The sequence below is a fragment of the Paraburkholderia sp. BCC1885 genome, from assembly GCF_900996235.1.
Taxonomy (GTDB): Bacteria; Pseudomonadota; Gammaproteobacteria; order Burkholderiales; family Burkholderiaceae; genus Paraburkholderia.
Genome location: NZ_CAAJGM010000174.1, coordinates 1 through 435, shown reverse-complemented (window position 1 = coordinate 435; position 435 = coordinate 1). Strand labels below are relative to the sequence as shown.

General features: G+C 66.0%; 2 pseudogenes. Both read left to right on the top strand.

Annotated features, from left to right (window positions below):
* Positions 1-185, top strand: a pseudogene (locus FQ755_RS16200) (electron transfer flavoprotein subunit beta/FixA family protein); the annotation flags it as partial.
* Between the two features lie 14 nt (positions 186-199).
* Positions 200-435: pseudogene (locus tag FQ755_RS16195) on the top strand (electron transfer flavoprotein subunit alpha/FixB family protein); the annotation flags it as partial.

The following is a 435-nucleotide window of genomic DNA, read 5'->3' as shown; positions in this document are numbered from 1 at the left end:
CCAACATCATGAAGGCGAAGAAGAAGCCCCTCGAGACGGTGAAGCCGGAAGACCTGGGCGTGGACGTGAGAGCGCGCCTGAAGACGCTGAAGGTGTCGGAGCCGCCCAAGCGCGCGGCGGGTGTGAAGGTGGCCGACGTGAAGACGCTGGTCGAGAAGCTGAAGACCGAAGCGAAAGTGCTGTAAGGGGAGACGAGAAGATGACGATTCTGATCGTTGCCGAACACGACAACGCCACGATCAAGGCGGCGACGCTGAACACGGTGGCGGCCGCGCAGAAGATCGGCGGCGACATCCACGTGCTGGTGGCGGGCGGCAACGCGCAGGGCGCGGCCGACGCAGCGGCGAAGATCGCCGGCGTGGCGAAGGTGCTGCTGGCCGATGCGCCGCAACTGGCCGAGGGCCTGGCGGAGAACGTGGAAGCCACGGTGCTGAA